This is a genomic window from Streptomyces sp. NPDC087901, assembly GCF_044742205.1.
Classification (GTDB): domain Bacteria; phylum Actinomycetota; class Actinomycetes; order Streptomycetales; family Streptomycetaceae; genus Streptomyces.
In genome coordinates, this window is the sequence record NZ_JBIUUC010000011.1 from 89,478 (window position 1) to 107,317 (window position 17,840).

Consider the following 17,840-nt stretch of genomic DNA (forward strand, 5'->3'; position numbering starts at 1 on the left):
TCCTGGTGCGGTCCTGATCGTGGACGACACCGGCCTTTCGCTCAGGCAGGGTGCAGCGTCACCACTTCGGGTGCTGACGGCCGCACGGAGAACCCTGTTTCACGGGTGCGACGAATGAGTCACTGTCTTTCCGGCCGTGCGCAACCGCCCCGGGAAGGACCTCTCTGGACTGGTGAACGAGCAACTACTCGCGGTCCCACTCATCGCAGCGGAATTCAAGGGTGGATGCCGCCCACGGACACTCTAGATCTGGTCCCAACTCCTCACCACTCGCCGTATGTTGTTTTTCCTTCAATGGCCGCCCGGGATCAGCTGCACGAGCCAGTAGTCGCAATGAATCGAGCGCGTGGGCCATTAGGTCAGCTCGTACCGAATCCGCCCTGGGTGACGTGGCGCGCGAGGCGGTCTGATGTCAGTCGTTGCCCGTCAACCGCACGGTCACCGCAACGGAGTTGCACCGCGGGGAGGAGGGACTGAGACTGAGGATTGCATGGGGTGCTCCTGCTATGCGCTGTGAGCGAGGCGATCATGTTGATGCCCCTTCCTCCCCGGTTGCGGCTACTCGGCCAGTGCAGGCTGGAACTCGGTGCCGAGCCCGTCGAGCTGTGTCACAGCGGCCAGCGGCTGCTGGCATTCATGGGGCTTCGCGGCCGGGTGTGCCGCACGGTCCTCGCCGGCACCCTCTGGCCCGAGGCCACCGAGGAACACGCCCGGGGCAGCCTGCGCACCGCCTTGTGGAAGCTTCCGCGCACCGAGCCGGCCCTGGTCCGGCGCTGCGGGGAGACCCTGGTGGTCAGCCCCGCGCTCCGGGTGGATGTCCATGAGCTCACCAGCACCGCGCTCGGAGTTCTCAAGGGACGCGAGGCGTCGGTCCACGAGCAACCCAACCTGGGAGATCTCACGGGCGATGAACTGCTGCCCGGCTGGGACGAGGACTGGGTGCTGGTCGAGCGTGAACGCGTACGTCAGCTGCGGCTCCACGCGCTCGACGCGCTGGCCGACGTCCTGACACGACAGGGGCAGACGGCCCTGGCCCTGGAAGCGGCCTGGGCGAGCGTCCGGAGAGAGCCGCTGCGGGAGAGTGCGCACAGGGCGGTGGTGTCGGCGCATCTCGCGGAGGGCAATCTGCACGAGGCGATCCGCCACTATGAGGCGTTCCGCCGCCTGTTGCGGGAGGAGCTGGGCGTCGAGCCGACTCCCCTGTTCTCAGGGATGCTTCCCGTGCACAGGACCGGTCCGTGCGTCTGAAACCGTCCGCGACGGTGCTCCTTCCCGCATGGCGATGACGGCAGAGTGACGCCGGGGTGACGACAGGACCGTAGCGTCGCAGACACAACAGAGGGCATGGGTATCCGGCGGAGTCCCTTGGCACGCACCTTCAAGCGGACCCAGATCATTCGGAGGACGGCATGACCGCCACAGCAACCATTGATGAAGTCGTATGTCTGCGACCGGCGACGTCTACGGATTTCGACCTCGCCTCCGTGGTCAACGGCCTTCTCCAGCCCGTCTACCAGTTGCCCGGTGCCGAACTCGTCCGTCATGTCAGCGGCATCGGAGACGTCGGCCAGATGATCCAGGACGCTCTGGACGAGGCCCCGGATGATCTCTACGCCACGAGCGTGCCGGCTTCCGGGGTGGATCACGCGGTGTGGCCGTCCGGCGAGACGACGGTCGAGGCCGGCGCCGGGAATCGTTTTCCCGTGGGGATCACTCTGCCGGTCGACGGCTCCCAGGACATTTTCCTCTGGGACAGGGACGCGAGTTCCGACGATCTGCTGGGATCGATCACCATCAGCGAGGCCGAGCAGGGACAAGGCACGCTGTCGAAGCTCGCCCACTCCGAGGAGGAGAACTCGTACTACTACGTCAACTACCACGTCGACTGAGTACGGCGATCCGTGCAGCTGTCCCGATGAGGAGGTCACCATGCCGTGGAGAGTCGCAACCAGTCTGGAAACGCTGCGGAAGCAGCTCGACACCCGCTTTCCCGGCCGCAGTATCGCCGCCGACGGCGGCATCGGCGACGCGGCCCACCAGACGCGCGACAGCGACCACAACCCCTGGTACGGACCCGGGATCGTCACCGCCCGCGACTTCACCCATGACCCGGCCCATGGTCTCGACATCCAACAGGTCGCGGACCAACTGCTCGACAGCCGTGATCCGCGGATCAAATACGTCATCGCCAACCGCCGGATCGCGACAAACCGGGACTGGCAGTGGGCGCCGTACGAGGGGGCCAATCCGCACGAGGCGCACTTCCATCTGTCCGTGGTGGCCGATCCGCGCTGTGACGAGCCGCAGAGCTGGAACGTGCCCCTTCTGAGCGAAACGCCGGACGGCGGGGGCGACACTGCCGTTGACGGCGACTTCGTCACCTGGGGCACGAGCGTCAACGTACGTGCACAGCCGCGTCTCGGCGCTCCGGTCGTCACCGTGCTGTCGGGGCCGACCCGAGTGAAGGTGAGCTGTCAGACCAGGGGCGACACGGTCGACACCGCGGGTCACCGTAATGACGCATGGTCGTACGTCCCCGACCTCGGCGGCTATCTCTCCAACATCTTCATCGACCACCCGGCCCCCTGGCTTCCGGGCGTCGCCGACTGCTGACGCCCGCGAGGTCCGGACCGGCAGGCAGTACCGAGAGGAAGGGGTTTGGCCATGGTGACCCTGTCCAACGTCCGGTTCGGTGCGGACAACGACGATGTGCGCACCGTGCAGAAGGCCCTGATCGCCCGGGGGCATGCCATCCCGGACGGCGCCACCGGCCTGTTCGGCAAACAGACCGCAGCCGCCTACCGGGCCGAGCAAGGTGCGCAGGGCTACAAGGGAGCCGACGCCGACGGCATCCCCGGCTGCACCTCCCTCACCGCGCTCGGGCGCAGCGCCGGCTTCACCGTCGACTGCGCCGGCGCCCCGGCCGCAGGCGGGAGCGGTCCCGGCCGAGGTCATGTGCCATCGCCCGTGCCCGGCCACAAGGTCACATTCGAATTCTTCTCCCGCGGCCCGTACGCGTGGAAGCCGGACGGCGTCGGCCGGCACACGGGGCAGGACTTCGCTGCCCGCTCCGGCGCGCCCGTGGTCGCCGTCCGCAGCGGCACGATCGCCTGGTCGAACGGTGGAGGCGGAGCCTACGGCCAGTGGATCGGGCTGGCGGCGGACAACGGCCACGTCTACACCTACTGCCATCTCTCGCAGCGCCAGGTCAAGGCCGGTCAGAAGGTGGCCGGGGGGCAGCAGCTCGGCAAGGTCGGCACCACGGGCAACTCCACCGGGCCGCATCTCCACTTCGAGATGTCGAAGGGCTCCAACTGGTCCTACGGGAACGTCACAAAGCCCAACTGGTGAAGGGAGTGCGTGACATGGAGGGCAACTGGACGCATCGGGTCACTCCTGGCCGATTGCGGGAGTGGTGGCGCGAGCGACGGTCCTGGGAACTCACCGAGGAGGCCCGTGCGAACGTCCGGAAATTCCGGGCCCTCGTGACGGTGAGAATGGGCCTTCCCTCACTGACGGACGAAGCCCGCACGATGCTTGAGCTGGCAAACGAGGAGTTGGCGTCGGCCGACAAGGTGCTCGTATTCGACGAGCACCACCGGGCCCCGCTCGGATCGCATATTACGGCTGCTCACATCCACGTCAACGCGGCCCGGTTGCTGTGGGTCAAGTCGTTCGCCATGTCGCCCCAGGAGATGTCACCCTATGTGGCCAGTCTGAAAGCGGTGGTCAGCGACCATCTGTCCGCCGGTGACGTCCGCAGAAAGTCCGTTGAGCGACTTCAGAACATCACCGCCGGCGAGGACCTGGTCCGGCTCACGGAAGCCGTCGAAGCCGCCCAGTCGGTCGCCCTGCGCGAGAGGCTGCGCGCCGCCAGCTTCGTGCGCATCGTGTACTGCGTGGCCGGGTTTTTGCTGCTCCTGGCGGCAGCGGTGGCCGTGCTCACATCCATCTGGCCGCAGGCAGTGCCCATGTGCTTCAACCCGGACCGGTCGATCGACGCCGTCGGCACCCGGTCGCCGGTGCCCTACCGGGTGGTCTGTGCCACCGGAAGCGACGACTCACCCGCCTTCGATGATCTCGACGAGAACTTCGACGCCGTCACCTCCTGGGGCGACTACGTGGTGATCGAGGTGATCGGGCTCGTCGCCGCCGGAGTCGCGGCGGCCTCAGCCCTGCGGAAGATCAGAGGAACATCGACCCCGTATCCGATCCCGGTCGCCGCGGCACTGCTGAAACTCCCCGCCGGGGCACTCACCGCCGTCCTGGGGCTGCTCCTGATGCGTGGCAACTTCGTGCCCGGGCTCAGCGCCCTCGATTCGTCCGCGCAGATCATCGCCTGGGCGGTTGTGTTCGGCTACTCGCAGGAACTGCTCACCAAGTTCGTGGACCGGCGCGGCCAAATGGTCCTGGACTCCGTGCGCGGGCCGACGAGCCCGCAGTCCGTAAAGACGGAATCCGGAGGCCCGCCGACCGCGTCCGATCCGGCCGGCATCTGAATCCGGTGTTGCGGCCACGACCCGGGATCCGGTTCGTGGCCGCAGCGTTCACACGTCAGTAGCCGCGCGGGGGACGACTGAGATCCGCCTGCTGAACACGGGCGGCGAAGTTCGAACCGGCCCGGTTCACGCCGTACCGGCTCCGCACATAGTTGATGGTGGCGCACATGCAGGCCACCACGTCGTACGGCGTCGTGGCGGTGCCGGACTGGTGATGGGCGGCGAACGTCGACGGGATGCACTGGGTCGCGCCACGGGAGCAGTTCTGCGGGTGCCCGTCGGGCATCAGGCGGCCATGGGCGTTGACGTCCGTTCTGTTCACGCGCCACTGCCGGGCGTTGTACGAAGACTCCCGCTTCGTGATGGTCACCAGCGCCGGGACGCCGAACTGCGGGTCCGTCCCGGTGAGCCGGCACGCCGTCGTGGCGTACCGCTCCATCGCGGACTGCCCCTCGGCGTCGCCAGGATCGTTGTACGTCACCTGCGGGAGGGTGAGCCTGCCGCCGGCCGGGGCGCCCACCGCAGGGGTGGCGCAGTCGACGGAGAAGCCGCACCGGCGGCCGAGTTCGGTGAGGGACGTGCACCCGGGTATGCCGTCGGCGTCGGTGTCCTTGTATCCCTGGGCTCGCTGTTCCGCGGCGTAGGCAGTGCGGGTCTGCGCCCCGAAGTAGCCGGTCGCCCCGTCAGGGATGTTCCGGCCACGGGAGATCAGAGCGCGCTGGACTGTGAGCACGTCCTCGTCGGAAGAGCCGAATTGAACATTGGCGAGTACCACCATGATGCACACTCCTAGCAACTCCCCCCTATATGACCATAGTCATCTTTTACTGGTATGCAACGGGCATTTTTGAACGGTGACTTGAGGAGGAGTCGGCTGCATTCGAAGGTGCACAGCGCCCCCGAGAGGGTGATACTGATTTTATCCAGTTATGTCCAGAACGTCCCCATGTGGACCAGAGGGAAGGAAAGTCGCCATGTCAGTCGATTCCCAACTCCAGGTGAGCGGGGGCGTCACGCAGGCGCTCATCGACGCGCTGGACCAGATCCACGACTCCGTCACGGCACGCATGGTGGGGCCCGACGGGAAGCCGTCCGGGTCCGCCATCTACATGCACCTGCCGGTGGGCTATCCCGTCGACCCCACCATGTACTCCTTCGCGTGGACACCGGCCGGTGGTGCCACATCGGCCGCCGTGTCGAGTGACGGCCGCTTCGCTCCGGCCGCTCCGGCCGCGCCCGCGGCACCCGAAGCCACCACCCCTGCGGCCGCGTTGGCGGCGACCCCGCCCACGCCCGACCCACAGCTCCAGCACTCGCTCCAGGCCGCGGCCTTCACCTCGAACCTCGTCGACGAGATGCTGATGATCACCAAGGACGGCATCGCCGTCTCCTGGCCGGACCGCAAGGTCAGCTTCGCGTACAAGTCCGCGCTGGTCGGTATGCAGGCCGAGCCGGTGCCGCCGCCCAGTCCCGAGGTGCAGGCCCGGATAGACGCCGCCAGGAAGACGCTCTTCACGCTCGACGCCGACGGCAACATGACCGGGTACTCCCGCAAGCACGAGATCTACAACCAGAACAGGAAGTCGTACGAGGACGCGGTCAGCGCGTTCGCGAGTGCCTTCGCCGCCGCCACCGCCGACCCTGCGCAGGGCCAGGTCTGGCCCGTCACCAGCACGAAGTACAAGGGCGCTGTGGACAAGGCCAGGGCTGACCTCGTCGCGATGGGCGGTCAGGAGGTGGAGGACGCCATCGCTACGACCCAGTCCATCGGAGGCAGTGCCGCGGCGTCGTTCATCGCGCAGGCCCGCACGATGTTCGACTCCTACCAGCTGGGGCTGGCCGGCGCTGTCGCGGTCAACGTGCCGTACTCCTACATCGACCCCATCTCCTGGTGGGACCGGAAGAACAAGGACTTCGGCGTGGTCGGGGTGCACTCCGATTCCAGCAGCGTCAGCAAGGCTGCCGCAGGCGGCAGCAAATCCTTCGGGAGGAGCTACTACGACAGCAGTTCCTCTTCCACCTCCGGCAGCGTCGGCTACAGCATCGGCTTCTTCGGCGCCTCTGCCGACGCATCCCACTCCGAGAGCAGCGCCTCCTCGGGCATGCACACGGACAGCGCCACATGGTCGAGCTTCCACGACGAGACCTCCAACGCCACCGTGGACTTCGAGTGGTTCATGGCGACCATCCGGCGCCCATGGATGCTCGGTGACCTTTTCCACATGGACGGCTGGCACATCGTCGGCAAGCCGAAGGGCTGCATCAGTGACGGCACGGTCGACGGCCAATCAGGGAAGACCGACAAGATGCTGCCGATGGTTCCCAAGGGTTTCGTGGTCGTCCGCAACGTGAAGATCTCGGCCGACAACTGGGGCGCGGCGGGGGACGCGTTCCAGAAGGCCGTCGCCGACGCGAGCGGCAACACCAGCACCAGCTCCACCAGCTTCGGCGGATCCGCCGGCTACCTGGGCATCGGCGGCTCGGTGCAGCACAGCGAAGACGAGTCCCACGGCGTCTTCGAGTCCAGCAGCGGCAGCGACTACGGCTGGAACTTCCACGCAGAGGGCCAGCGGGGCACGCTGGAGATCCATGGCTCGCAGATCGTGGGCTGGGTCGGCGAGATCACCCCTCCGTCGCCGATGGTGGACGCGCCCAAGGACGAGGCCAAGAACGAAGAGGCCAAGAACGAGGAGGCCAAGAACGAGGAGGCCAAGAAGGACGAGGCCAAGAAGGACGAGAACGCCAAGCCCAAGGCCGACGCGACAACTCCCCCTCCGGCCGGGGCAACCTCGACGCCTTCCGCTCCGACCGCTTGAGGAAGGTGCCGTCATGGCCACCCATGAGGACCTGCCTGTCGCCCTCGGTCAGCAGGTGCTTGACCAGTTGCTGCGGACGTATGTCACGGCCGGCGCGGGGAAGTTCGCGCTCGCCGTGCTGCCGGGCCAGGCAGTCGACGACGACATGGTGCAGGACGGCGTGGTCAATCCGTTGCTCGTCTCCGAATGGCTGCGGGCCGATTACGACTTCCCGCTGCTGCTGCGGCTGAGCGACTGTACGCCGATCCCGGCCGCACTCGGAAGCGGGATCTCCGCCTCCTCCGTCTACACGCTGATCGCCCAGTACAGCCGCCCCGCGGCCGCCCCGGACACAGACGCCTGGGTACGGGTACGGGACCTGCTCAACGCCGCGAAGCAGGGCCTGGGCCCCAACCCTGGTGCGCTGCCCCTGAGTCTCGAACCGGACGACTGGGCAGCGCCCAGCGGGGCGGCGCACTGGCAGACCTTCGACGCCACCGTCAGCGCCTCGCAGCCTCTGCCGTCGGCCGGGGAAGCTTCCCTCCCGGATGCCAATCCCGGACTCTGGCGGCTCCGTGCCGAGCACTGGACGGAAGCCGTGCCGGAGACCCCGCGGATCAAGCTGCTGGCGCTCGACGCCGACCGCGTCGACCTTCTGCGGACCGCGATGGACTCGGGGGAGGCCGATGTGCTGGCCCCCTCCGAGGTGGTCAGCGCCCGGGAGCACGCGGCGTTGAGCAGCTCGAAGCTCAGGCTGCTGCCCTCTCTGCGTCCGTCCGCCGCTCAGGAAGCCCACGAGACCGTTGACCCGGTGCCGGAGGTCGCGACCACAAGTACTCCGACCGACGGCGGTGACTTGCACATCCACTTCGAGCACACCCTGGTGCGCCTGGTACGCCGGCTCGCCGGAGAACCGTGGTGGCATCCCGAGCTGTTCGCGGAACCCGCCTGGTACGTGCCCGGGATGCGCCGCGGCCAGCTCGTGCCGTCCCCACCCGAGGACGGCACCGCGCACTGCCTTCCGCAGGCTCTCCTGCTGGTGCGGAACGTCCGTATAACGGGCGGTTGGACGGCCGAGGCGTATGCCGCTCTCGGCGCGGCGGCACCCGCGTTCGGCCCGTTCCTGCTGCGGTCGGGCTCCGCACAGGCCGCCGGCAGCTCAAGCGCGACGACCGTCCTGGGCCTGGGCACCCAGGTCATCGGCATCCTCGGCACACCGATGCCCGAGTTGCCGCCGATGGACGACCCCGGCCGGCCTCCGCCGCCCGCGTATGCGCCCTTCCCCGGTGCGCCATGGTTCAAGGGCGCGCCCAAGAGCCCGGTCATCCTCGCGATGGGCCGACGGCTGATGGAGGAGGGCTGCTCGGCCTACACGAAGGAGCCCGGGCCGCAGTGGACCCAGGCGGACCGGGACTCGTTCGCCAAATGGCAGCGCAAGCTCGGGTACCGCGGGGCGGAGGCGGACGGTCTTCCGGGCCCGGCCTCCTGGAAGGCCCTGCGCGTGCCCAGTGGGGCGTGACCGTCGACCACCGTGATCAGGCACCCGACAGGAGACTGTGATGGAACCCTTGAACACGTCGTACTTCGCTTCCGCCGGACAGGTCGCCGTCTTCGACTGGCCGTCGAACACCGTCACCGAGAGCCGGCCCCTCGGCGGCTTCTGGGGTGGACTGCCGTCCGAGTTCGCCGCCGGCATCGATGCCGCGGTCGACCTGGGAACGGGCCTGCTGTACGTGTTCCGCGGCCCTTTCTACGTCCGCATACCGATCGCCGGGGGACAGGTGGACGAGGGATATCCGCTGCCGTTCGCCGGCATGTGGCCCGGTGTCGGCTTCGATGCGATCGACGCGGCCATGAACTGGGGGGACGGCAAGCTGTACTTCTTCCGCGGTTCCCAGTACGCCCGGTACGACATCGCCACGGACCGACAGGACCCCGGCTATCCCAAGGAGGTGTCCGCGGGCTGGCAGGGTGTTGATCCCGGCTGGGTCGCGGGTGGTGTCGACGGCGCGGTCAACACCGGGTCCGGGCGCGCCTATCTGTTCAAGGGCGGCGAGTACGTGGCCCTCGACTGGAACACCAAGTCGCAGGTGCCCGGCTATCCGCTGGCGGTGGCCGACCAGTGGCCCGGAGTCGTCGTGCCCGTCGAAGCGGCATGGTCCCTCGCCGCCGGTCCGCCCGCAGGGGGCACAGCCACGACCGGGGCGGCCGACTTCTACGACCGCTACCACGCCTTCGCCGAGCCCGGAGCAGCGCAGCTCGGTGTACCCGCCCTGACGACCCTGGGCCAGGCGGCGCTGGAGTCGGACTGGGGGCGCAGTGCGCCCGGCAACAACTTCTTCGGCATCAAGGCGAAGGCGGCCGACCCCGAGGACACGCGCCAGCTGCTGCGTACCCGCGAGGTCCTGCGCCGTTCGGACGCCACCTTCCCCGAGGTCATCTCCGTGACGCCCCGGCCCGACGGCACGTTCGAGTACATCGTGCGGGACTGGTTCCGGCGGTACGCCTCCCCGGAGGAGTCCTTCACGCACCACGCCCACTTCCTGCGCGACAACGCCCGCTACGCTGCCGCCTTCGACCACAGCGACGACCCCTACGCCTTCGCGCGTGCCGTGGCGGCGGCCGGGTACGCCACGGATCCGCACTACTCCGACGTTCTCGCGGCGCGCATGCACCAGATCGAGGCAAGCCACTGACCGGACGACAGCACGAGGAGGCGGTCATGACGCTCATCGACGACAAGTGGGCCCAGGTTTCGTGGCTGGGGGCACCCGTCGACGCGGGAGCGGGAAGCGGGGAAGGCCCGCTGCCCGACGGCCGCGGCACTGCCCGCGACTACCAGAACGGTTCGATCTACTGGTCACCGCAGTCGGGTGCACACGAGGTGCACGGGGACATCCGTGTCCTGTACGCGAGACAAGGGGGCTCCGGCGGCTTTCTCGGATATCCGGTGACGGACGAGCTGGGTACTCCCGACGGCGTGGGCCGCTACAACCACTTCGAGGGTGGCTCCATCTACTGGACTCCGCGCACCGGCCCGCACGAGGTGCATGGCGCGATCCGCGAGCTGTGGGCGAGCACGGGCTGGGAGAACGGTTTCCTGGGTTACCCGGTCAGCGACGAGGCGGGCCCGCCGGACAACCGGGCGAGCCGTTTCGACCACGGCCATGTGACGTGGACCCCGGCAGGGGGCGCGGTCGCCCACCGCAGCGTCGCCTTCGACTGATCCGCGGCCGGGCCGGGCAGGACTGCACGGCCCGGAAGGAGCAGCCGGGCGATCCAAGCCCTCCGGGTGCACCGTCATATGTGCCGGACAGAGCCCGGGTGGTGGTGAAGCCGCCGCCCGGCATAAACGTGAGTTCACGACGGGCGTGAGTTCACGAAGGGCGAGCGCGGGTCACGCCGCCGGGCCCGGTGAGGCCATGACCCAGCGAATTGCTGCAGTCAGTGCGCGCCCGGTCGGTGGCACGCAGGCTTCCGCGAGGCCCGGCAGCAGGGGCAGCCCCAACGAGCTGCGGGCCCAGGTGGGAAGTGAGGCGACCGCGTTCGCGGCGAGGAGCACATATGGTGCGCGGGCGGCCCAGGGCAGTGGCGGGTGCAGCAGGATGAAGTGGGCTGCCTCGCGCGCTTCTTTCGTCCGGCGCAGTTCGCCACGGTAGGCGGCGAGTCGGGCGTCGAGTTCCTTGCGATTGCGCGGAGGGTCGACGACGCCCAGCGCTTCACCGACTCGTGCCATGTCGGCGACGTAGCCGTCGCAACCGGCGGCGTCGAGCGGCTCGGCTCCGAAGCGCTGGTGGGCGCTGAGGAAGCTGTCGGCCTCGGCGGCGTGCACCCAGCCGAGAAGATGCGGGTCGGCGGCTTCGTAGCGCTCTCCCGACGAGGTCGTGCCGCTCACCTGGCTGTGCACCGCCCGCACTCGGTCGACCGCCTGCTGTGCGTGCTCCGCGGTTCCGTACGTGGTGACGGCGAGGAAGGTGCTGGTGCGCTGCAGCCGCCCCCAGGGATCGCCGCGGAAGCCGGAGTGGGCGTCCACGGCAGCCATGGCCAATGGGTGCAGGGACTGAAGGAGAAGGGCCCTGAGTCCGCCGATGAACATGGACGCATCGCCGTGGACCGTGCGAATCGGCCGGTCGGGGCCGAACCATCGCGGGCCGGGCGTCTCGTGGATACGTGTGCGGTTCGCCGGCCCCGCGGGTCCGGCGACCCGCGCGAAAACGGCGCTGCCCAACCGCTCGCGCAGGTGCGCCAAAGCACGTGCGGGCGAGTCCATGGGGCCAGTATGCGCCCGAGGATCCTGCCCGGGCGAGCGTCACGCGGCCGGCTCGGTCGCGGTAGGAGCGGTGGCGTCTGCCAGAACGTCGCGCGGCTCCGAGGCGGGACATCTCCTCTTGGAAGGACAGCAAGCCCTGGCGTGCCCGGTCGGGGTCATGGACGAGGACGGGAGCGGTACCTGGAGCAGGGCTTCGAGGTCGGCTTCGATTTGGTCGGGGCGGCCTGCGCCTAAGGTGTGGTCGGCCACCGCGAGGAGGCCGACGACGCGGTGTTCGGTGTGGGAGGGCTTGGTCTCGGTGGAGACGGCTCAGGTGCGCCCCGGGGTGTTCTGGACGCGCCCATCGGCGTACGCTTACTGGCGCCATGCCGTATGAACCACCCACGCACACCGTCGAGCGCTCACTGCGCGCCACCACCGGTGCCAGGACCGTCGCCGGTGTCGACGAGGTCGGACGCGGAGCGTGGGCCGGACCGGTCACCGTGTGTGCCGCAGTCACCGGTCTCCGCAAGCCTCCCGCCGGACTCACCGACTCCAAGCTGATCAGCCCGAAGCGCCGCGCGTTGCTCGCGCCGCTGCTGGAGAGCTGGGTCACCGCGTACGCCCTCGGTGACTCCTCGCCGCAGGAGATCGACGAGCTCGGCATGACCGCCGCGCTCCGGCTCGCCGCCGTGCGGGCCCTGGAGGCGCTGCCGGTGCGCCCCGACGCGGTGATCCTGGACGGCAAGCACGACTACCTGGGCAGGCCCTGGCAGGTGCGTACGGTCATCAAGGGCGATCAGTCCTGTATCGCGGTTGCCGCGGCATCGGTGATCGCGAAGGTCCGCCGGGATGCCGTGATGGCCGAACTCGGCGCAGATTCCGGCGAGTACGCGGACTTCGCGTTCGGTGCCAACGCCGGCTACCCGTCCCCTGTGCACAGGGCCGCACTGGAGGAGCGGGGCCCCACGGCCCACCACCGCCTCTCGTGGTCCTACCTCGACGCGCTGCCCAGGTGGCAGCACCTCAAGAAAGTCCGCTTCTCCGCCGAGGCGGCCACACTGGAAAGCGGGGGCCAGCTCGGCTTCGACTTCTGATCGCGCACATGTGCCCACCCGCTGATGCCTCGCGCGTCGGCGTTTGATAGACAACCACCCATGCCTCTCATCCCCGAGGAGCCTCAGATTCACGAGAGCGCCCAGGGTCCCCGCGCCACGCCGGCCACCGGCCGTACCGCGTCGACCCCTCGTCCCGTACCCGGTCCGCGTTCCGCGGCCATGCCGCGCCCCGGTCGTCCGGGCCCCGGCCCCGCGAGGCCCGCGCCCCCGGCGCCACGCCCGCACTCCACCTCCGGCCAGCCCCAGGCGGCCCGGCCGGAGAATCGTTCCGCACCCCAGCTCCAGGTGATCCCCGCCGTGGCCGACGGTGCGCTTGACGCCGCCGACGAGGCGGTGGACCTGCTGCTCGACTCCGGTCGAGCGCCTGGCGACATCCTGGTGCTCACCACGGGTGAGCAGCACCCGTGGGCGACGCACGAGCTCTCCTTCGGCGAAGCCGCCTACTGGGCCCAGCACGAAGTGGGCGACGACGTGTTCTTCGCCGGTGCCGCGGCCGCGGACCGGGTGGCATCACGTCCGGTGGTGATCGTCGCGGTCAACGGTGCCGTCGACGACGCTGCCACGCGTGCGCTGTCTGCGGCGCAGGGGCGTGCCGGAGCGCTGCTCATCGTCTGCGGCGACCCGCAGCGGATCAACGCCGTGCTCGGCGCGGGTGTCTGAGCCGCGGCCTTTGTCACCGTGCTCGGCGTGAACGTCCGAGCTGCGGCGATCAACGCCGTGCTCGGCGTGGGCGTTTGAGCTGCGGCGATCAACGCCGTGCTCGGCGTGGGCGTTCGAGTCGCACTACCTGTCGGCCCGTGGTGGCCCGGCTGCCCGTGAGGGCGGCCGGGGCCCACGGTCCGGGTCAGCGAGCCGCGGTGCGGTGCAGCGCCTGGACCGCACCGCCGCCGGTACGCAGCGGGGCAGGATCCTGGTCCACTGCGGTGTCGGCGAGAGCGGGCGGCTGCGAGGTGGAGCTGGGGCGACGGCCGCCGCGGCCCTCTCCGAGCACCTGCCATCCACCGCTGGTCAGCGTGATGTACGCGCCGCAACGCAGCCCGTGCAGCGTGCAGGCGTCCCGCAGCCCCCACATCCAGGCCCCGTCCTCCTCCGTCCAGCGCTCGTCCCCCTCGCGGCAGTAGAGCAGTACCGCGGTACGGACCGGAGTGCGGCGACGGAGATCGTGCGGGATGACCCGGCGCAGGTGTGCCAGCAGCGAGTTACGGAATTCCCAGCCGTCCGCCGTCACCGAACGACGGGCGAAGGAGGCGCTGGCCGTCAGGCGTTCCTCGTGGTCGAGCACGGCGACGACTGCGGTTTGCGGGGTCGGCCGGTGCCTGGCGTGCAGGCCGCTGACCACCTCGCGGGGGCTGCGCAGCAGCGGTATGCCCGCTGCCGCCCATTCGGCCGGTTCGAGCATTCTGGCAAGACGGTTGGCGGAGTCGGCGGCTGCCGACATCGAAGTGGCTGCGGACGGAGCGAATCCGAAGGTCACGGTCCTCCCTTCGCATACGCGCCCACGATGCGGGCAGGGTCGGGTGAGGGCGCGCCGCGGCACGGCCCTTCCGGGCCCGCGAAGAGACCGTGCGGGGAGCGAGTCCAATTCTTCCTGGCGTATCGGCAGGCGGCAACGAGCAATTGGCTCGGCTGACGGTAATCAGCCGGAATGACGCGGATATCCCTGCCCAGTCCTGCACCGGATGACGCCATCTGTCACGCCTGAACAGCGAGGACCAGCGGAAACACCTGTCCGCTCCGGCCCGCCGCGGAAACCGGTGCCGGGCAGTTCGCCCGCGGGAATCCGACGGTCCTGAGGTCGACGCCCACCGCGGTGAGCCCGGGGCCGGCCCCTGCCGCGGCGATCGAGATGGTTGAGCCACTTGGGCAACGCACCAGGGAAGCCGTGCGAATTCCTGCTGCGTCACCGCTCTGACCTGCGTAAATGTGAGGTCCGGGGTGGTCGCTCCGGAGACCTTGGCTCTTCTGTTCGTGATCGGTGCGTGCCCTGCCTGCCGTTCGTGAGTCGGTTGTCACGCGGGGTGAAGTCGTCGATTGTCCGAGCCATCGGGTTGCATGGGGGCATGGACAACCTGGAGCTCCGCACTGAAGCCGATGCCGTTCTCGCTGAGCTCGTCGGTGACCCCGGGGGCTCGGCGCGGCTGCGGGAGGACCAGTGGCAGGCGGTCGCGGCTCTGGTCCAGGACCGCCGTCGTGCACTGGTGGTGCAGCGGACCGGGTGGGGCAAGTCGGCTGTCTATTTCGTGGCCACCGCCCTGTTGCGGCGACGCGGCTCGGGTCCCACGGTGATCATCTCGCCGCTGCTGGCGCTGATGCGAAACCAGGTCGAGTCGGCGGCGCGGGCGGGTATTCAGGCACGCACGATCAACTCGGCCAACCCGGAGGAGTGGGAAACGATCTACGGGGAGGTGGAACGGGGTGAGACAGACGTTCTCCTGGTGAGCCCGGAGCGTCTCAATTCCGTCGATTTCCGCGATCAGGTGCTGCCGAAGCTTGCCGCTACGACCGGTCTGCTGGTGGTCGACGAGGCGCACTGCATCTCCGACTGGGGTCACGACTTCCGCCCTGACTACCGTCGGTTGCGGGCGATGCTGGCCGAGCTGCCGGCCGGCGTGCCGGTGCTGGCCACCACGGCGACAGCCAACGCGCGTGTGACGGCGGATGTGGCCGAACAGCTGGGCACCGGTGCGGGTGAGGCTCTGGTGCTGCGCGGCCCACTGGACAGGGAAAGCCTGCGGCTCGGCGTGGTCGAGCTGCCCGACGCCGCCCATCGCCTGGCCTGGCTGGCCGAGCACCTGGACGACCTGCAGGGCTCCGGGATCATCTACACCCTCACTGTTGCCGCGGCCGAGGAGGCCACGGCCTTTCTGCGGCAGCGGGGCTTCCGCGTGGCCTCGTACACGGGGAAGACGGAGAACGCGGACAGGCTGCAGGCCGAGGTCGATCTGCAGGAGAACCGGGTGAAGGCGCTGGTCGCGACTTCGGCGCTGGGTATGGGGTACGACAAGCCGGACCTCGGATTTGTCGTGCACCTGGGTTCGCCCTCCTCGCCCATCGCCTACTACCAGCAGGTGGGGCGTGCGGGGCGTGGTGTGGCCCATGCCGACGTGCTGCTGCTGCCGGGCAAGGAGGACGAGGCAATCTGGCGCTACTTCGCCGATTCGGCGTTCCCGCCCGAGGCGCAGGTTCGCCAGACTCTCTCGGCCCTCGCCGGCGCGGGACGACCGCTGTCGGTGCCGGCGCTGGAAGCGGCGGTGGACCTTCGGCGCAGTCGGCTGGAGTCGATGCTGAAGGTGCTGGATGTCGACGGAGCGGTCAAGCGGGTGAAGGGTGGCTGGACAGCCACGGGAGCCGAGTGGGTGTACGAGGCGGAACGCTACGCGTGGGTGGCCAAGCAGCGGGCGACAGAGCAGCAGGCCATGCGCGAGTACGCGAGCACGCCCCAGTGCCGGATGGAGTTCCTGCGCCGCCAACTGGACGACGAGGGGGCGATCCCCTGTGGCCGTTGCGACAACTGTGCGGGGGCCTGGGCCGATTCCTCCGTCTCGACGGACGCGTTGACGGGGGCGACGAAGGAACTGGACCGCCCTGGCGTGGAGGTCGAGCCGCGCCGTATGTGGCCGACGGGGATGCCCGCATTGGGCATCGAGCTCAAGGGGCGCATCCCGGCCAAGGACCAGTGCGCCACCGGGCGCGCGCTGGGTCGGCTCTCGGACATCGGCTGGGGCAACCGGCTGCGCCCGCTGCTGGCGGAGAACGCGCCCGACGGGCCGGTCCCCGACGATGTCCTTCAGGCCGCGGTGGCCGTCCTCGCAGACTGGGCGCGCTCCTCGGGCGGTTGGGCACCGAATGTCCCGGACGCCATCGCCCGGCCGGTGGGAGTCGTCGCCGTACCGTCCCTGACCCGCCCGCAGCTGGTCGGCTCCCTGGCCGAGGGAATCGCGACCATCGGCCGCCTACCCCTCCTGGGAACCCTGACGCATACGGGGCCGAGTGGCGCGCACGCGGCGCGTCGCAGCAACTCCGCCCAACGCCTCAAGGCGCTGGCCGGTGCCTTCACGGTCTCTGAGGAACTGGCCGGTGCCCTGGTCGCCTCCCCGGGCCCCGTCCTGCTCGTGGACGACAGCACGGACTCCGGCTGGACCCTCGCGGTGGCAGCTCGCCTGCTTCGCCAGGCGGGCTGCGAACAGGTGCTCCCGCTGGTCCTTGCCGCGGCAGGCTGAGTTTCCCGGCTGCGGATGTGTCCCGGAGGTGTCTCCACCCCGTGCAAGCCGGGGTGGAGACACCTCCGGGAGCATGGCCTGCCCTGTGGATTGTCCGCATCCCGCATCCGCAGGGGGTGTGTCTGCTTTCAATCACTGATTGAAAGATTTCATGAGTAGTGCTCTCGTGGGGGTATGGCCACCGATTCCACCCGAACGGCATTGCTCGACGCCGCGGAGCGACTCTTCCTCGAGAAGGGTTATGACCAGGTGTCCGTCCGTGCGATCAACGCGGCGGCGGGCATGAACCCGGCCGCCGTCAACTATCACTTCGGTACCAAGCAGGACGTGGCCGCGGCACTGCTGGAACGCGGCCTCGGCCCGCTGTGGGCGGAGCCGCTCGCGGCGATGGAGCGGCGACTGGCCGATGGGCGGCCACCGCTCGTCGAGGAGCTCGTCGACGTGCTGGTGAGGCCGCTGGAAAAGCTGACCGGGCAGCCGAGGGGCAGGATGCTGATGCATCTGGTCGCGCGCCTCGTGCTGCGCCGCCGCGAGCTCCCCTTCGACGCTCGCTGGCTCGGGTCCGCGGCGTGGGGTGAGCTGCTGGGTGCCGCGCGGCCGGAGCTGCCCCGGGCGGAGGTCGCGGATCGCCTGCGTATGACGTTCGATCTGCTGCTTCAGATCTACGGAGAGCCGCAGGCCGATGACGCCGATCTGGGCCGTGCCCCGCGCCCGCCGGTGGGCTCGGTCGTTTCCTTCGTCGCAGCAGGGCTGAACGCGAGCCCTTCGCCTGATGGCGGCGCCGGGCCCGCGCGCACGTGAATGCGGCCGGGGCCGCGCGCACGTGAATGCGGCCGGGGCTGCGCGCACGTAAATGCGGCGGATTCCGACGCGGCGGTGACCCGCGCCCGGTTCCCGGCCCGTCGGTCGTGGCCCGGTCCTTCGGCCCCTGCGTGACCGCGTTATCAAGTCGGCCGTCT

Annotated in this window: 15 protein-coding genes and 1 pseudogene; 13 read left to right on the plus strand and 3 right to left on the minus strand. The window is 69.3% G+C overall.

The genetic code is table 11. The annotated features are described in order from the left end of the window. Window positions 1-534: 534 nt before the first annotated feature. The 5 genes from ACIOEW_RS28995 to ACIOEW_RS29015 all read left to right on the plus strand — a co-directional run bounded on the left by ACIOEW_RS28995 (window position 535) and on the right by ACIOEW_RS29015 (window position 4,499). The gene (locus ACIOEW_RS28995; protein WP_401967198.1) at window positions 535-1,248 is read left to right on the plus strand and encodes a BTAD domain-containing putative transcriptional regulator; all 714 of its coding nucleotides are present in this window, start codon (window positions 535-537) and stop codon (window positions 1,246-1,248) included. A gap of 161 nt (window positions 1,249-1,409) precedes the next feature. Further along, complete coding sequence (locus ACIOEW_RS29000) at window positions 1,410-1,889, plus strand: hypothetical protein (protein WP_401967200.1); 480 nt, start codon at window positions 1,410-1,412, stop codon at window positions 1,887-1,889. Between the two features lie 40 nt (window positions 1,890-1,929). Then, a complete protein-coding gene (locus ACIOEW_RS29005; protein WP_401967202.1) occupies window positions 1,930-2,613 on the plus strand; it encodes a hypothetical protein in 684 nt (227 codons plus the stop codon). A gap of 51 nt (window positions 2,614-2,664) precedes the next feature. Then, window positions 2,665-3,351: a peptidoglycan DD-metalloendopeptidase family protein gene (locus ACIOEW_RS29010; protein ID WP_362549397.1), complete on the plus strand. Its 687-nt coding sequence runs from the start codon at window positions 2,665-2,667 to the stop codon at window positions 3,349-3,351. 182 nt (window positions 3,352-3,533) lie between these two features. Continuing rightward, a complete protein-coding gene (locus ACIOEW_RS29015; protein ID WP_362549400.1) occupies window positions 3,534-4,499 on the plus strand; it encodes a hypothetical protein in 966 nt (321 codons plus the stop codon). Between the two features lie 55 nt (window positions 4,500-4,554). Here the strand turns inward: ACIOEW_RS29015 and ACIOEW_RS29020 are convergent, their stop codons facing one another. Then, on the minus strand, window positions 4,555-5,277 hold the full coding sequence (locus ACIOEW_RS29020) for a peptidoglycan-binding protein (RefSeq protein ID WP_362549403.1): 723 nt from the start codon (window positions 5,275-5,277) through the stop codon (window positions 4,555-4,557). 196 nt (window positions 5,278-5,473) lie between these two features. On the opposite strand from ACIOEW_RS29020, the gene ACIOEW_RS29025 reads away from it, so the two are divergent. The 4 genes and pseudogenes from ACIOEW_RS29025 (at window position 5,474) to ACIOEW_RS29040 (ending at window position 10,520) form a co-directional block, all read left to right on the plus strand. Continuing rightward, window positions 5,474-7,315: a hypothetical protein gene (locus tag ACIOEW_RS29025; protein ID WP_401967204.1), complete on the plus strand. Its 1,842-nt coding sequence runs from the start codon at window positions 5,474-5,476 to the stop codon at window positions 7,313-7,315. A 1,231-nt stretch (window positions 7,316-8,546) separates the two neighbouring features. Further along, a pseudogene (locus ACIOEW_RS29030) lies at window positions 8,547-8,813 on the plus strand (peptidoglycan-binding protein); the annotation flags it as partial. A 40-nt stretch (window positions 8,814-8,853) separates the two neighbouring features. Further along, complete coding sequence (locus ACIOEW_RS29035) at window positions 8,854-9,990, plus strand: hemopexin repeat-containing protein (protein ID WP_401967206.1); 1,137 nt, start codon at window positions 8,854-8,856, stop codon at window positions 9,988-9,990. A gap of 26 nt (window positions 9,991-10,016) precedes the next feature. Then, window positions 10,017-10,520: a hypothetical protein gene (locus ACIOEW_RS29040; RefSeq protein ID WP_362549412.1), complete on the plus strand. Its 504-nt coding sequence runs from the start codon at window positions 10,017-10,019 to the stop codon at window positions 10,518-10,520. Window positions 10,521-10,691: 171 nt separating this feature from the next. Here ACIOEW_RS29040 and ACIOEW_RS29045 read toward each other — a convergent pair whose 3' ends face one another. Further along, window positions 10,692-11,564, minus strand: a complete 873-nt coding sequence (locus ACIOEW_RS29045) for an oxygenase MpaB family protein (protein WP_401967207.1) — start codon at window positions 11,562-11,564, stop codon at window positions 10,692-10,694. Window positions 11,565-11,929: 365 nt separating this feature from the next. Here ACIOEW_RS29045 and ACIOEW_RS29050 point away from each other — a divergent pair, with 365 nt between their 5' ends. Together ACIOEW_RS29050 and ACIOEW_RS29055 are read left to right on the plus strand one after the other, a co-directional pair. Then, on the plus strand, window positions 11,930-12,640 hold the full coding sequence (locus ACIOEW_RS29050; RefSeq protein ID WP_401967208.1) for a ribonuclease HII: 711 nt from the start codon (window positions 11,930-11,932) through the stop codon (window positions 12,638-12,640). Between the two features lie 60 nt (window positions 12,641-12,700). Continuing rightward, the gene (locus ACIOEW_RS29055) at window positions 12,701-13,321 is read left to right on the plus strand and encodes a hypothetical protein (protein WP_401967210.1); all 621 of its coding nucleotides are present in this window, start codon (window positions 12,701-12,703) and stop codon (window positions 13,319-13,321) included. Window positions 13,322-13,505: 184 nt separating this feature from the next. Here the strand turns inward: ACIOEW_RS29055 and ACIOEW_RS29060 are convergent, their stop codons facing one another. Beyond that, window positions 13,506-14,135: a hypothetical protein gene (locus ACIOEW_RS29060; RefSeq protein WP_362549424.1), complete on the minus strand. Its 630-nt coding sequence runs from the start codon at window positions 14,133-14,135 to the stop codon at window positions 13,506-13,508. Window positions 14,136-14,721: 586 nt separating this feature from the next. On the opposite strand from ACIOEW_RS29060, the gene ACIOEW_RS29065 reads away from it, so the two are divergent. Both ACIOEW_RS29065 and ACIOEW_RS29070 read left to right on the plus strand, forming a co-directional pair. Then, window positions 14,722-16,881: a RecQ family ATP-dependent DNA helicase gene (locus ACIOEW_RS29065; protein WP_401967212.1), complete on the plus strand. Its 2,160-nt coding sequence runs from the start codon at window positions 14,722-14,724 to the stop codon at window positions 16,879-16,881. Between the two features lie 174 nt (window positions 16,882-17,055). Further along, entirely contained in the window at window positions 17,056-17,682 is a 627-nt protein-coding gene (locus ACIOEW_RS29070) for a TetR/AcrR family transcriptional regulator (protein WP_401967215.1), read from the plus strand. The last annotated feature ends 158 nt before the right edge of the window (window positions 17,683-17,840 follow it).